The organism is Streptomyces sp. NPDC001536, assembly GCF_042894505.1.
Taxonomy (GTDB): domain Bacteria; phylum Actinomycetota; class Actinomycetes; order Streptomycetales; family Streptomycetaceae; genus Streptomyces.
The window spans coordinates 429925-444399 of record NZ_JBIAVQ010000003.1; the positions used below are offsets into that span (position 1 = coordinate 429925).

Annotated in this window: 11 protein-coding genes and 1 pseudogene; 3 read left to right on the top strand and 9 right to left on the bottom strand. The window is 73.4% G+C overall.

Annotation, left to right across the window (positions count from 1 at the left end):
- Positions 1–112: 112 nt before the first annotated feature.
- The 3 genes and pseudogenes from ACFY0U_RS10920 to ACFY0U_RS10930 all read right to left on the bottom strand — a co-directional run bounded on the left by ACFY0U_RS10920 (position 113) and on the right by ACFY0U_RS10930 (position 3233).
- Entirely contained in the window at positions 113–832 is a 720-nt protein-coding gene (locus ACFY0U_RS10920; protein ID WP_388633389.1) for a TIGR03943 family putative permease subunit, read from the bottom strand.
- Positions 829–1853: pseudogene (locus tag ACFY0U_RS10925) on the bottom strand (permease). The gene ACFY0U_RS10920 and the pseudogene ACFY0U_RS10925 overlap by 4 nt, the downstream one beginning before the upstream one ends.
- Before the next feature lie 36 nt (positions 1854–1889).
- The gene (locus ACFY0U_RS10930; RefSeq protein ID WP_388633392.1) at positions 1890–3233 is read right to left on the bottom strand and encodes a tetratricopeptide repeat protein; all 1344 of its coding nucleotides are present in this window, start codon (positions 3231–3233) and stop codon (positions 1890–1892) included.
- Between the two features lie 126 nt (positions 3234–3359).
- Here ACFY0U_RS10930 and ACFY0U_RS10935 point away from each other — a divergent pair, with 126 nt between their 5' ends.
- The gene (locus tag ACFY0U_RS10935) at positions 3360–3521 is read left to right on the top strand and encodes a hypothetical protein (RefSeq protein WP_388633395.1); all 162 of its coding nucleotides are present in this window, start codon (positions 3360–3362) and stop codon (positions 3519–3521) included.
- Positions 3522–3662: 141 nt separating this feature from the next.
- Here the strand turns inward: ACFY0U_RS10935 and ACFY0U_RS10940 are convergent, their stop codons facing one another.
- The gene (locus ACFY0U_RS10940) at positions 3663–4226 is read right to left on the bottom strand and encodes a tellurite resistance TerB family protein (RefSeq protein ID WP_388633397.1); all 564 of its coding nucleotides are present in this window, start codon (positions 4224–4226) and stop codon (positions 3663–3665) included.
- A gap of 98 nt (positions 4227–4324) precedes the next feature.
- Between ACFY0U_RS10940 and ACFY0U_RS10945 the strand changes: the two genes are divergently transcribed.
- Positions 4325–5566: an amidohydrolase gene (locus ACFY0U_RS10945; protein WP_388633400.1), complete on the top strand. Its 1242-nt coding sequence runs from the start codon at positions 4325–4327 to the stop codon at positions 5564–5566.
- On the opposite strand, the gene ACFY0U_RS10950 is transcribed toward ACFY0U_RS10945, so the two are convergent.
- The 3 genes from ACFY0U_RS10950 to ACFY0U_RS10960 are packed head-to-tail and all read right to left on the bottom strand — an operon-like array spanning position 5555 to position 9838.
- Entirely contained in the window at positions 5555–6919 is a 1365-nt protein-coding gene (locus tag ACFY0U_RS10950; RefSeq protein WP_388633402.1) for an extracellular solute-binding protein, read from the bottom strand. The genes ACFY0U_RS10945 and ACFY0U_RS10950 overlap by 12 nt on opposite strands.
- Complete coding sequence (locus tag ACFY0U_RS10955; RefSeq protein WP_388633405.1) at positions 6919–9486, bottom strand: caspase family protein; 2568 nt, start codon at positions 9484–9486, stop codon at positions 6919–6921. The genes ACFY0U_RS10950 and ACFY0U_RS10955 overlap by 1 nt, the downstream gene beginning before the upstream one ends.
- A gap of 4 nt (positions 9487–9490) precedes the next feature.
- Positions 9491–9838: a hypothetical protein gene (locus ACFY0U_RS10960; protein ID WP_388633407.1), complete on the bottom strand. Its 348-nt coding sequence runs from the start codon at positions 9836–9838 to the stop codon at positions 9491–9493.
- Positions 9839–10038: 200 nt separating this feature from the next.
- Here ACFY0U_RS10960 and ACFY0U_RS10965 point away from each other — a divergent pair, with 200 nt between their 5' ends.
- Positions 10039–11991 (top strand): YncE family protein, encoded by a 1953-nt coding sequence (locus ACFY0U_RS10965; protein WP_388633410.1) that lies wholly within the window; start codon positions 10039–10041, stop codon positions 11989–11991.
- Here ACFY0U_RS10965 and ACFY0U_RS10970 read toward each other — a convergent pair.
- Positions 11981–13039 carry a hypothetical protein gene (locus ACFY0U_RS10970; protein WP_388633413.1) on the bottom strand — a complete coding sequence of 353 codons (1059 nt, stop codon included), beginning with the start codon at positions 13037–13039 and terminating at the stop codon, positions 11981–11983. The two genes, ACFY0U_RS10965 and ACFY0U_RS10970, sit on opposite strands and share 11 nt — an antisense overlap.
- Positions 13040–13108: 69 nt before the next feature.
- Positions 13109–14377: a PP2C family protein-serine/threonine phosphatase gene (locus ACFY0U_RS10975; protein ID WP_388633416.1), complete on the bottom strand. Its 1269-nt coding sequence runs from the start codon at positions 14375–14377 to the stop codon at positions 13109–13111.
- Positions 14378–14475: the final 98 nt, after the last annotated feature.

Below are 14475 nucleotides of genomic sequence, written 5' to 3' on the forward strand. Positions count from 1 at the left end.
CTCCGCTGCGGCGGTGCAGGCGGATTTCCGACGATGCGGTGACCTCGCGCCAGAGCCGCTCACGCGCCCGCCCGGGCTTCCCCCGGCGACCCCTCTGAGCGGTGGCCGCCCCTCACCTCTCCTCGTACGGATCCGCCGGCTGCCTCGTCCGCTTCACCGACGCCGTGTCCAGCACCGGCGGCCACGCGGCGTCCGTGCCGAGTTTGCCCTCGGGGTGCCAGGTGCCGGTGACGGTGACCCAGGTGTCGGCGGGCAGCGGGTCGGCGCCGCGGAGTTCGACCTTGCTGGTGGTGGCGTCGGCGGCGCAGCAGGAGACGAGGAGCCGGGTGACGTACCAGGTCCCGTCGTCGCCGTGGGTCACGAATCCGGTCATCCGCACGGTACGGCCCGTCAGGGACCGCCCGCTGTCGTAGATCGCCCGCGAGGCGAACTCCCCCACGCCGAGTTCCACCGGGTCCCCGGCGGGCAGTGCCGGGAAGGTCCCGACGCCCTGTGCCGCCCGCTGGGCCGCCTCACGCTCGGCGCTGTAGGAGCCGAGGGCGGGGGGCGGGAAGAGCAGCAGGGCGAGGGCGGGGAGGGTGAGGAGCCAGGCGACCCGGGGGCCGTGGTGGGCGTGGTCGTGGTGCTCGCCGTCGTCGTCGTGGTCGTCGTCCGCGGAGTGTCGTACGACCGCCATGGCGATGCCCAGCAGCACGAGCGCCGCGCCCGAGACCACCAGATACGGCCTCAGCCCCGCCTGCACATACCGCAGATACAGCTGGCTGAAGGCCGAGATCCGCAGGATCGCCGCCCCGACGAGCACCAGCAGCAGGGCGGGCCCGTACCGCCTCACAGCAACCACCACCCCACGAGCACACTGCTCACCACGGCCACCACCCACGTCACGGCGGAGAACCGGACCGCGAAGGCCCGCCCGAACGTGCCCGCCTGCAAGGCGATCAGCTTCAGGTCGACCATCGGCCCCACCACCATGAACGCGAGCCGCGCGGTGGGCGAGAACCCGCTCAGCGAGGCGGCGACGAACGCGTCGGCCTCGCTGCACACGCACAGCACGACCGCGAGGACGGCCAGCAGCAGCACCGACAGCCAGACGGAACCGGTGAAGACGTCCAGCACGGAGCGGGGCACGACGATGTTGAAGGTGGCGGCGGCCGCCGCGCCGAGCACGAGGAACCCGCCCGCGTGCAGGAAGTCGTGCTGGAGCCCGGCGCCGAAGGCCTTGAGCCCCCGGGACTCGGGAGCGTGCCGCTGGGGCAGCCGCAGCCACTCCTCCTTCCCGAACCGTGCCCACAGCCACCCCATCACCACGGCCGTCGCCAGCGAGGCGACGAGCCGGCCCAGCACCATCTCGGGCTGGGCGGGGAAGGCGATCGACGTGGCCACCAGCACGACGGGGTTGATCGCGGGCGCGGAGAGCAGGAAGGCGAGGGCGGCGGCGGGCGCGACCCCGCGCCGCATCAGGCTCCCGGCCACCGGCACGGAGGCGCACTCGCAGCCCGGCAGGACGACTCCGGCGGCGCCGGCGACCGGCACGGCGAGGGCCTGGTTGCGGGGCAGCAGCCGGGTGAAGACCCGCTGCGGCACGAACGCGCCGATCGCCGCCGATACGACGGTGCCCAGCAGCAGGAACGGCACCCCCTGGACGGTGATCGCCGTGAAGACGGTCCACCAGGCGGCGACGGGCGGGGTGTAGAGGTCGAGGGCCAGGGGGGCCCGAGCACGGAGGCGACGGTCGCGATGGCGAGCAGCGCGGACCCGCCGAGCACGGCGTACACGAGCGCGCGCACGACGAGCCGCAGCCCGTCGGCCGCACTCCGCTGGTTCTCCACATCCGCCCTCTCGTCCCCGCGCAGGCTAACCGGTGAGTCCTGTGCGCAGGATCGGGACGGTCACAGAGGAGGCTGTGCGGGTGCGGGCCCCAGCGTGGTGGTGCCGGGGGCCGTACGGTGGCCGAGGCCCGTCCGGTAGGCGTCCAGGGCCGCCTCCACCCGGCCCTCCCGCCGCAACAGGTCCCCGAGCAGCCGGCACAGGTCGGCCAGGTCGCCGGCGGCCCCCGCCCGTTCCAGCAGGCTCAGCGCCCGTACGTAGTGCTCCTCGGCGGCCTCCGGGTCCCGGGCGTCCTCGGCGATGATGCCGAGCAGCCGGTGCGCGGCGGCGGAGTGGACGGCGCCGCGCTCCGAGGACAGGTCCCCGAGCACGTCCTGGAGCAGGGCGGCGGCCTCGTCGGACTTGCCGCGCCGGTGCAGTACGTCGGCGAGCTCGACGGCGGCCTGGCTGCTGTAGAGGGCGGCGCGGGAGGCGGAGAGCATGGTGAGGGCCTGCCTCAACTCGTCCTCGGCGCGCTCCAGTTCGTTGTTCTGCGCGTACACGTAGCCGCGCATCCAGTGGCAGTTGGCCAGTTCGGTGCGCAGCTGGAGCTGCCGGTACAGCTCGGCCGCCTTCGCGAGGGAGGCGTCGGCCTCGGCGACCCGTCCCTCGGCGATGAGGGTGCGGGCCACGGACCGGTGCATCCGGGCCACCAGGGCGGGGTCGCCGGCCTGCGGGGCGAGGGCGAGGGCGAACTCGGCGGCCTGGGCGGCCCGGGCGTGGGCGCCCATGTCCATGTAGGGGCCGATGATGCTGGCGTACAGGAGGAGCAGCGCGTCGGGGTCGTGCAGTCCGCCGCGGTTGAGCTCGTCGAGGGTGGACTCCAGGAGGTAGACGGCGTAGCGGAGTTCACCGGCGAGGTAGTGGGCCAGGGCACGGCCGCGCAGGGCGGGGACGCGGGCGGGCAGGGGGGCGCCGGCCAGGGTCCGCTCGGCCCGCTCGAAGTACTCCCGTCCCTCGACGAGTTCACCGGTCTCCACGGCGCACTCCCCGAGTCCGAGCAGGGCGGCGGCCCGCACCTCGACGAGCCGCAGGTCGTCCGCCTCCGCCAGCAGCGCGGCGTACTGCCGGCCGGCCTCCTCGGCCTCGCCGGTGGCGAGGGTGCGCTGGGCCTCGACGATCCGCAGCCGCAGATCGGTGACGAGATGGGCGGGCCGGCCGGTGGCGAGCTCGTCGAGCTCGACGCCGAGCCGTTCGGCGAGGTGCCGCAGGGCCTGGTCGGAGGGTCTGACGCGGCCCGCCTCCAGGGTGGAGATGTAGGCGGCGGTGTAGGCGGGCTCGGCGACCTGCCGCTGGGTGAGGCCGCGTTCGACGCGCAGTTGCTGGACTCTTCGCCCGATGGTCTCCGGATCGTCACGTTCCACCATGAGCCAACTCCCCCTGCGCCTCTTGCCGTTGGGCAACGCCGGGCTCTAGGTTAAACGGCGTATTAACCCCGCTTAATACGTTGCTGCTGTTGTTGCTGTTGCATCTGTCGTCACTGCGAGGTCGTCGTGTTCGAACGCACCAGCACCACCGAGCGTTTCGCGAGAAGCGTCATCGCCGCCGTGGTCGCGGTGGCGACCCTGGTCCTGGCGGCCAACGCGGGCCCGGCACGGGCGGACGGCCGGCAAACCGACCAGGTGACCCAGGTGAAGCAGGTCGGCCGGGGCTAGGGACGCGCCCGCCGCTCAGCACACCTCCAGCTGGAGGCCGCCCGCGTTCTCCTGACGCGGGGCCCCGAAGCGCGGCCGTCGACGCTCACTCCCCCCTTTTTTGCGTCGGCGGCCGCTTCTCCATGGGAGCCGTGAGAGCTGTCAGAGCTGGAACTCCGCCGGGTTCAGCCCCAGCGTCGCGCAGGCCTCCTGGAGGACCATCTGCTCCGCCTGGGAGAAGTGCCCGTCGGCGCCGGCGATGACGATGCCGGTCTGGATCACCGCCCGGGCCTCGGTCGGCTTCTTGGCGGCCTTGGCGATGTCCTGCATCGCCTCCGCCTTGCCCTGCGGGAAGTTACGGGTGAGCTGGTCCACATGCTTGTGGAAACGCGTGCGCAGCTGCTCCGGCGGGAAGTTCTGCAACACCTCGTTGCTGAGGATCAGCTGCTCCATCTGCTGCATCTCGGTCGCGTCCACATGACCGTCGGCGGCCGCGACCAGCGCGCACATCGCCATGCTCGCGTCCCGGTACGCGCCGCTCTTCAGCTCGGTCTTGATCGAGCCGAGCTGGTTCTTCAGCAGGCCGACGAGCTGGGCCCGGGAGCCACCGTGCGAACCCGAGCGCGAACCGCCCTGCGCACCATGCCCGCCGGTCGCGCTCCGCCCGCCCTGCGCCTGCTGCTGCAGGCTCTTCGCCTGGTCCTTGAGCCGGTCGAACAGTGCCATTGCCGTCACCTCGGTACTCGTCTGATCGATCTCCCCCCGGGAAACGGCCCCGCCCCGCAAAAGGTTCCACGGCGATTGCGCGGCATACGCTGCCGTCCATGACCTCCGCCGCCGCCCGTACCGCGCTGGACCTCACCGCCGACCTGCCGGTCCCCGACCTGGAGGACCTCTACCGGGACCTGCACCGCCACCCCGAGCTCTCCGGCCGGGAGCACCGCACGGCCGCGCGGTTCGCCGAGCGGCTGAGGAAGGCGGGGTACGACACCATCGAGGGCATCGGCGGCACCGGAGTCGCCGGGGTGCTGCGGGGCGGGGACGGGCCCGTGGTCCTGCTGCGCGCCGACATGGACGCCCTGCCGGTCCAGGAGCTGACCGGACTGCCGTACGCCTCCGGGACCCCCGGTGTGATGCACGCCTGCGGGCACGACCTGCACATGACCTGGCTGACCGGCGCCGCCGACGCGCTGGCGGCGGGGCGGGACGCCTGGTCCGGGACGTTGGTGGTGGTCGGGCAGCCCGCCGAGGAGAGCGGCGGCGGGGCGGCGGCGATGGTCGCGGACGGGCTGTACGCGCGCGTGCCGCGCCCCGACGTGCTGCTCGGGCAGCACGCGGTGCCGGGGCCGGTGGGCCTGTATCCGCATGTTCCCGGACTGATCATGTCGGCCACCACCGACGTCGACATCGTGGTGCACGGCCGGGGCGGGCACGGGTCGCGGCCGGAGACGACCGTGGACCCGGTGGTGACGGCGGCGTACCTCGTCACCCGGCTCCAGACCGTGGTGAGCCGGGAGGTGGCGCCCCGCGAGTCCGCGGTGCTGACGGTCGGACGGATCGAGGCGGGCACGGCGGCCAATGTCATCCCGTCCACCGCCCGGATCTCCCTCAACCTGCGCACCCAGTCGGAGGCGGTACGCGACCGGATGGTCGCCGCGATCCGCCGGATCGCCGAGGGCGAGTGCCTGGCCGCGGGGTGCCCGCGCGAGCCGGAGGTGACGCTGGGCGGGTCCTACCCCCTGACCGTGAACGACGCGGAGACCGACCGCCGGGTCGCCGACGTGCACCGCGAGGTGTTCGGCGAGGCCACGGTGATCGATCCCGGCCCGGCGATGGGCAGCGAGGACTTCTCCCGGCTGGCGGCGGACGGACAGCCGTACGCCTACTGGTTCGTGACGACCACCCCGGCCGAGATCTGGGACGCGGCGCCGGGCGGCGACGACCTGCTGGCCCGCCTGGACGCGCTGCCCAGCAACCACAGCCCGCACTTCGCGCCGGACCTGTCGGTGGTGGGACCGGGCGTGCGCACCCTGGTGTCGGGAGCCCTCAGCCACCTAGTCCGGTAGGGCCTTCTTCAGGGCGGCGTCCAGCGCGGCCGCCAACTCCGCGTCCCCCGGCGGGCTGTCGCCGAGCAGCGGGCCCAGCTGTGCCGTGAAGGTCTGGGTGAAGGCTCCGTACAGAGGGGTACGAGGACGCTGGACCGCGTCCTGGAGGGCGGGGAGCAGGATGTCGCGGGCGTAGTGGGGGCGGCCCTCGTCGTCGCGGGGCATGCGGTCGGCCCGCTCACCGGTGGGGGAGGCCGAGGGTGCCGTCGGGTCCAGGGGGCAGCGGACGTCCTCGGTGTAGGCCGAGGTACGGGTCGCCGCGAACCCCGCGTCCAGCAGACAGCGTTCGCTCTCCGGGCCGGTGAGGTACTTGATCAGCGCGGTCGCCTTCCCGGCCCGTTGCGAGCCCTCGGTCACCGCGAGGTTCTGGCCGCCGAGCACCGCCCTGCCGGGCAGCGGGGCGACGCCCAACTGCTTCTCGGAGAAGGACTGGTGGAGGGTGCGGTAGGCGTACGGCCAGTGCCGCAGGAAGGCGGTGCGGCCGTCGGCGAAGTCGCTCAGCGTGGCGGCCTCGTCGGAGTGGACGGCGTCCTGGAGGGTGTACGGGGACTCGGTACGGCGGCGCAGTTCGGCGACCCCGGCGGTCAACCGGTCGAGGTCGGCGTCGTAGTGGCCGTCGGCGCCGGTGAAGTGGAAGTCCTCCGTCGCCGACGCGAACGCCTCGACCGCGTTGACCGTACGGCCCTCGTAGGGGGCGAGCTGGGTGGTCCAGCCCTTCTCGTAGGCGCCCACGGCCGGGTGCTCGTCGATCTCCTCGATCAGGTCCTCCAGCTGCCCCCAGTCGAGGCCGGCGCTCAGGTCGGTCTGCTGGACGCCGGCCGCCTCCAGCAGATCGCGGCGGTAGTAGAGGAGCCCGACGTCGCTGTTGAACGGCACCGCGTACACCTCGTCGCCCCACCGGGCGGTCGCCGCGACGGACGTGATGTGGTCGCTGTCGAGCACGTTCCGGTGCAGCGGGCGGATGAGCCCGGCCGCGGCGAACTCCGGCACCCACGTCACATCGAGGTTGACGACGTCGTAGACCGCGCTGCCGGACTGGAGGGCGCCGAGCAGCTGACTGCGCTGCTCGTCGGCGCTGCCGGGCAGCTCGACGAGCCGGGCACGGTACCCGGAGTTCGCCTTCTTCTCCCGCGCGTTCCAGTCGTCGATCAGCTGCTGGCGAATCCCGTTCTGCCCGGTCACATCCCGCCCCCCGGCGACCACGATGTCCCCGGCCACGTCGGGAGAGGGCGCGGCGGGGGTGCCGGAGTCACCGGTGCAGGCGGTGACGGCCAGCAACAGGGAAGCGATCAGCAGTCGGCATCCTCGCCCCATCAGTCCTCTCCCGTTCCCGTGCGGGCCACCTCGTCCGTCAGCGCCGCGCCCAGGTCGTCGCCGGCGTCCAGGCAGCGGCCGCCGCTCGCGGTGGCGATGCGGGCCGCCGGCTCGGTGCGGTCGCAGCCGGCGGAGTCCAGGGAGACCGTGGCGACCGGGATCCGCGCCGAGCGGGCGCGGGTCAGGACGTCGTCGAGGGCGCCGGCGGTCAGTGCGGTGTCGTCCTCGCCGTCGGTGATGTGGACGACGAGCTGGGGGCGGTCGTCGGCGGTGCCGCGGTCGGCCATCTCGTCGAGCGCGGCGAGCAGCGCGGCGTGCGGGTCGGCCTGGGCGTCGCGGACCCGGGCGCGGGTGTCGACGGCGCGCTCGGCCTCCTTGCGGGTGTGCGGGCCGAAGGGGAGCACGGTCTCGTACGGGCGGTCGCCGGAGGTTCCCGAGACGCCCCACACGGCGTACTCGTCCTGCTCGCCGAGCCCGCCCAGGGACTGCTTCAGCAGACCGGGCCCGCCGCTCGGCCCCTTCCACAGGCCGGCCATCGAACCGGAGCTGTCGAGGAGGTAGAGGACCCGGCCGGGGCCGTGCGCGGCGCGGTACCGGTCGAGGGCGGCCGTCATCTCGTCGCGGCCCGCGGACTCGTCGAGCGGTTCCGGATCGGGCATCACCCCGTCGGCGAGCGGCCCTCGCAGTTCGCCGCCCGTGGAGCGGAAGCCGTGCCCCGCGAACACCGCCCGCCCCGCTTCCCCGGTCAGCCATGCCCGGAAGTCCCCGGCGGCCCGGTCGCGCGCGGACTCGTCGCGGTCGGCGCCCTCCCAGCGCACCCGGACGTAGACGGGCTGCACACCGGGCACGTCGTTCGGGTACTGGGCGGTGCGCGGGGTGCGGGTCGTGCGCTCGCAGGCGACGCCGCTGCGCAGCAGGAACTCCGGTACGAGGGCGGCCGTGCGGTTGTCCACGGCGTCGTCGGCCGGCAGCGTGCACAGCAGGTCGGCGGCGGTCGGGGAGGGCGGTCCCGGCTGGGCGACCTTCTGCTCGGCACCGGCCGCGTCCGTGATCGCGGTGTCGTAGAGGCCGACGGTGGCGAGGAGTGCCGCGTCGGCGAACTCCGGGTCGGGACGGCGTACCGCCGCGTTCGCGTCCCGCACCTTCAGATGGTCGATCATCCGGGTCAGGGGGAGGCCGGCCCGGTCCCCCAGGGACTTCGCGGCGATCCGCTCCGGTACCGCGAGGACGACCGGCGAGTGCGCGAAGGGCTCCTCGTCCGGCTCCAGTTCGGCCACGGCGTCGGTGTCCTGGAGTGCGGTGACCCGGGCGGCGTCGGCGGGGGAGGCCGGGATCCACACGTCCGGCTGCGGGCCGACGTCGCGCTGCGGGTTGGACTCCTCGTCGCGCGGCTCCTGCCAGGCCACCGAGTCCTGGCCGAGCGCGGCGATGGTGTCGGCGGACCCGGCGCTGTAGACGGTGATCCCGCTGCGCCGGCAGCCGTCGCCGGTGGTGTTGGCGTCGGAGGTCAGATACGCGTCGGCGGCCGCGGTGACCGTCGGCGCGAGGTCGGGGTCGGTCAGGACGCGCAGTTCCAGGGGCGGGGCGCAGGGGTCGCTGTCGGAGGTCAGGGCGACGATGCCGTAGGAGCCGAGACCGACGGCGGCGACGGCGAGCAGGGCGGTGAGTCGGGTGGGGCCCACCGCGCGCAGCAGGCCGGGGAGTCGGGAGCGGCGCAGCCGGGCGGTGACGGTGTCGGCCCAGGTGCCGAGAAGCGCGAGGAGGGCGGTCAGGGCGGGCCGGGGCGGAACGGGGGGCGGGGGCGGCGCGGGTGGCCGCGGCGGCTTCGCGCCGGGCGCCGACAGCAGGACGTCCTCGTCCGGCTCGGACCGGCTCTGCGGCTCCCACGGGTCGCCGCGCACGGTCTCGTACCCGCCGGCGGCCATCCGGGCCCGTAACGCGTCCGACAGCTCCCGGAACCCCAGCTCGCCGCCCTCGTCCAGGAGCTGGACGAGCTCGCCGGTGAACGGCGTCGGGGTGCCCGGATCGCCCGCGTCGACCCGGTGGTTGGCCTGCACGCTCATCAGCAGCAGCACCCGGCGCTTGCTCTCGAACCGCTCCCACAGCCAGGCCGCGTTGCCCGCGAAGCAGCAGTCGAGGATCACCACGACCCGCTCGGCCGGGCTGCCCGCGAGCACCGTCAGCACGGTGGTGAACATCTCCGCGCCCGGGAACACCGCGTGCCGCCCGGGGACCACGCGCGCGTTGTGCATCTGGAGGAACAGCTCGTCGCCCGCGCTCGGGATGGCCCCGTGTCCGGCGAAGTACAGCAGGAGCAGGCCCTCGGCCTCGCCCGCGGCGGTGTGCAGGGCCCGGTTGAACTCGTCCTGGGACGGCGAGCGGGAGACGGTGATGGCGTGCTCGTCGAACACCCGGCCCCGCACCAGCGCGTCCCGCAGCCGGTTCACGTCGTGCTTGACGGCCGGCAGGTCGCCGGGCACCCCGTGCGGCGGCTCCGTGAACTCGTACTCGGAGACACCCACCAGCAGCGCGCGGTTGCCCCGTCCACGCGGATCGAAGCGGGCCATCGGCCTACCTGTCGTCGTGGAGGTCCACGATGTCGATGCGGCCCGTGGGCGGATCCCCGTCCTCCACGCCGCGGCGGACGTCCCGCCACTCCTCCACGGACCGTTTGACGTACTCCAGCAGCTCCTTGAAGAGCGCGGCCCCGGCGCCGCCCGCCATCGCCACGACGATGTCCATGCCGATGCCCATCGGGGCGCCGGACTCGTCGGTGCGCGGCCGTTCCAGGATCTGGAGCTCGCCGGCGCGCACCCGCTCGTCGAGCCGCTGCTCCCGCTCCAGCCACTTGCGCAGCGCGCCGATGTCGCTCTCGCTCGCGGTCCCGTCCAGCCGTATGCGTATGCCTTGGTCGGCCACTCCATCCCCCTCCGCGACAACTCACCATCATGACAGCGGAGTTGTGCGTACGGGAGGGTTCGTACGGGACCCCTGTGCCGACGTTGTCAGTGCCATGACTTACTCTTCGCTCACTCGTCACACGCGCCCCACAGGTTCCACACATGGCTGTGCGCGTGGGCTTCCACTTTCGTTCCGGGGGGTTCGAACCAGAAGTGCGTATGCGCTCCCTCACGGCCGCCACCACACTGGCGGTCCTCTTCAGCTCGGCGGTCCTGACCGCCACGCCGGCGTCCGCGGACGCCACCAGGTCCCTGCCGGTCAAGGCCACCGGGGACATCGTGGTGGACGGCGTCCACCAGCGGGTCTTCGTCAGCGACCCGTCCAACGGCAAGATCGTCGTGACCGACTACGCCGGGACCGTCGTCAAGCAGCTGACCTCACTGCCCGGCGTCACCGGACTCGAACTGTCCGCGGACTCCGCCACCCTCTACGCCGCGGTGCGCGGCGCCGACGCGATCGCCGCGATCGACACCGCCACCCAGACCGAGACCGCCCGTTACGCGGTGACCGACCAGCCGCAGAGCCTTGCCCTGGCCGGCGGCCGCCTGTGGTTCTCCTACGGCTCCAACGGCGACGGCAACCTCGGCTCGGTCGACCTCTCGGGCACCGAGCCCGTGGTCACCACCGGCCTGGCCGACTTCTACGAGGCCCCGTTCCTCGACGCGGCCCCGGGCGCCACCACCCTGCTGGCGGGCGAGCCCGGCAGCAGCTCCGCCCTCGTGGCCGCCTACGACGTCTCGACCGGCACCCCGACCCGGACCGCCGCCGTCAGCGCCGGCTCGTACCTGAGCGACCTCGCGGTCACCCCGGACGGCGAGCACGTCGTCACGGCCAGCGGATCGCCGTACGAGCACCCGGTGTTCAAGACGTCCGACCTGAGCCAGTCCGGCACCTACCCCAGCAACACCTACCCGAACGCCGTGGCCATCGCCCCGGACGGCTCGGTCGCGGCCGGCGTCGACGGCTGGTACAACCCGGACGTCTACGTCTACAAGCCGGGCGGCACCACCTCGGTCCGCGAGTACGACTTCCCGAACACCGGCAACACCAGCGCCTCGGACGAGCTCGCCAACTCCGGCCTGGCCTGGGCGCCCGACGGCTCCCGGCTGTTCGCGGTGACGTACAACAGCGACGGCGTCTACTCGCTGCGCCGCCTCGACGCCCCCACCAAGGCCGCGACCACCATCACGGTCACCGCCCCCACCACCGCCCCCCGCGCCAAGAAGCTCACCGTCAAGGGCAAGGTGACCTCCAAGGTCGCGCTGCCCGCCGGCGTCAAGCTGACCGCGACCCGCACCGACCTGGAGAACACCTCCGGCAAGGCGCTCCCCGCGGTGACGGTGAAGTCCGACGGCACGTACTCCTTCACCGACACCCCGACCGTCGGCGGCAAGGTCAAGTACACGCTGAAGTACGCCGGTGACGCCGACCACGCGGCCGGCACCGGCTCCGACACCGTCGACGTCTCCCGCGCCAAGACGACCCTGACGCTGAACAACAACGGCAAGGTCTACGCGTACGGCAAGGACGTCAAGTTCACCGCGCACCTCGGTACGACGTACAAGAACCGCAAGGTGGAGATCTGGGCCGACCCGTTCGGCGGGGACAAGGCCAACAAGCTGGTGAAGTCCGGCACGGTCAACTCCAGCGGCAACCTGTCCGTCACCCTCGACCTCAAGCGGGACACCAAGGTCACGGCGAAGTTCCTGGGCGACGCCCGGTACGCGCCGAAGACGGCGTCGAGCACGGTCGGCGCCCAGGTGAAGGTGTCGACGGCCGTCAGCAGGCACTACAAGACGAAGTACACGTGGGGTCACACCTACCACTACTTCAAGAAGTCCACGAACCCGGTGTTCACGACCACGATGACGGCGTACCCGGGCCGCAAGCAGCGCCTGGAGTTCGAGTTCTACTACGACGGCACGTGGTACGACCTCGGCTCGCAGTACTTCGCGCTGGGCTCCGCCGGCATCTCCAAGGTGGAGCTCACCGGTGAGCACGAGACGGGCTACCGGATGCGCGTCCGCTCCTCGTACATCAACTCCTCGTCGGGCGACACCGTGAACTCGACGACGCACGGCGCGTGGAAGTACTTCATCTTCACGAGCTGATCGTCTGGAGGCGGCCCAGCTGCCTCTGCACATGGTCCAGGGCGCCCTCGCGGCGCCCCGGCACCCGCGCCCGCAAGTCGGCCAGCGCGGGCCCGAGTTCCCGGGCCCGCGCCGGGTCGTCGATCCGCCCCCACTGATGGTGGGCCCGGTCGGCGGCGGCCTCCACGGCGGGCGCGTCCGGGGCCTGTCCGGCGGCCAGCCGCGTGGTGGCCACGGACAGCCAGGCCCGGCAGCTGCGCGCCGGGTCCCCGGCGAACATCGCCAGGTCCGCCCGCACCTCGCTCCAGTGCAGCGCCTCCTCGGAGGCCGGCCCGTGCGCGCGTACGGCGTTCAGCTCGTGGTGCGCGGCCAGCGAGTCGGCGTCCCCGTGCCGCCGGGCCGCGACGGCGGCCGAGATCAGCACGTGCGGGTCGCCCGCGGCGGGCCCCTGCGCGGTCAGGACGTACCCCACGCTCTCCTGCGGGATCCGGCTCAGCGCCTGCTGGTGCAACTGCTCCAGCGGGGGCCGGTGTCCACTGCGCAGGATCGTCGCCACGGCCTTCATGTACGCGGGAGTCGACACCGTACGCCGGGACGGCGGCGGCGCGATCCGGCCGTGGACGGCGTTGTTGCGGCCCGTGTCCAGGGGGTTGGTCCGCAGCCACTCCCAGGTCTCCGGGTCGGCGTGCAGATCCAGGACGAAGCTCGTCGCGCCGGCCGGGCGCAGCCGCAGCTCGTCCCGGAACCAGTGCCAGGGGAAGCCGGTGTAGCGGACGTTCGCGGGCGTGGTGCGGGCCAGCGCGAGGTGGGGCAGGTGCTGGCGGCGGTCCAACTGGAGCTGGCCGGTGAGGAACACGGTGAGCGGACCGGGGGCCGCCGCGGCGGCTCGCAGCCGGGTGAGGACCGCCTGCGGCTCCAACGGGTCCGCCAGCTCGACCACGTTGGCCGTGTCCGTGCCGGACAGGACCGCGGGCGGTACGGCCGCGAGGACGGGGAGCACGGAGGCCGCGTCGACCAAACACCCCCTGCCCGCCGGTGCGGCGGCCAGCAGCAGCACGGTTCCGGGCATCGGTCCCTCCCCATCCCCCGTCGATCACGTACGGCAGCACCGTAACCGCTGCGGCTGCAAAGGTGGACCTCAGGACGGCGAACGTCCCTTTCCTGACGGACTGCCCGCCGGTCGCCGTACCGCGAACACCGTGGTGTCGTCGGCCAGCCGTCCTTTGCAGTGCCGCAGGGTGCCGTCGCGGACGAAGGCGACCAGCCGGTGCGGTTCGGCGACGCGCGGATCGGCGGCGACCGCGTCGGTGACCTCGGCGGCCAGCGGGTAGAACAGGCCGTCGGAGTCACGGGCCTCGGTCACCCCGTCCGTCGTGAGCAGCAGCGTCTCGCCGGCGGCCAGGGACACCCGGGTGACCGGCGGCGGTCCGTCGGCGGCGAGTTCGCCGAGGCCGATCGGCAGTCCCTCGCCGGGCGGCAGATGCCGTACGCCGCCGGGGCCGACGGCCAGCGGGGGCTCGTGGCCGAACACGATGACGTCCACCACGCCCGGGTCGTCGTCGGGGAAGCCGAGCAGCACGGCGGTGGCGAACCGGTCGCCGTCCGCGCGGCCGAGCGCCCTGATGTGCCGCCGGTGCCGCGCCAGCCGTACTTCGAGCCGGTCGGCGACGGTGGTGAGGTCCGCCTCGTGGTACGCCGCCTCACGGAACGTACCGAGCAGCGCGGCCGCGGCCTCCACCGCGGCGAGGCCCTTGCCCTGGACGTCGCCGACGAGGACGCGGGTGCCGTGCGGGCCGGGCTGGATGTCGTAGAAGTCGCCGCCGACCCGGGCTTCCACGTCGGAGGCGAGATAGACCCCCGCGTGCTCCAGGCCGCCCCAGTCCGGGGGCAGCGGACGCAGCACGGTGCGCCGGGTGGTGTCGGCGACGTCCCGCATGTGGAGCATCTGCCGCTCCGTCCTGACCCGGACGACGCAGGCCAGGACGGCGAGGACACCGCCGATGCCGACGAGGATGAAGTCGGGCAGTCCGCTCTGGTACCGGTTCGGGTACGAGGCGTCGGCGAGGAGATAGGTCAGCAGCGCGAGCACCGCGAAGGCCGCCGTGCCCCACACCCCGCAGATGGCGGCGGCGATGCCGGGCACCAGGACGACCCAGGTGATCATCTGGAACTCGCCGGCCGTGTTGAAGTCGATCAGCGTGATCCCGACGAGCATCAGCAGCGGCGGCACCCAGGCGACACTGCGGCCGCGGATCCGCAGCAGCTCACTGCGGCTGCGGACGTCGCGCTCCCGGGCGGGCCGGAGCGACCGGACGGGCCGGGTGAGCCGGGCGAGCCGCCCCTGCCGGACCGGGCGCCCGCTGACCGGGCGCAGCGCGCGCCGGCCGACGTCGTCGCCGCGCTTCATGGGGTTCAGCGAAGCACGGGGTACCGGGGGTCGCCATCCGGCACCGGGTCACGGGAGGCCCGCGGTCGCCGCCCGGCTCCGAATGCCCGCTTCCGCCG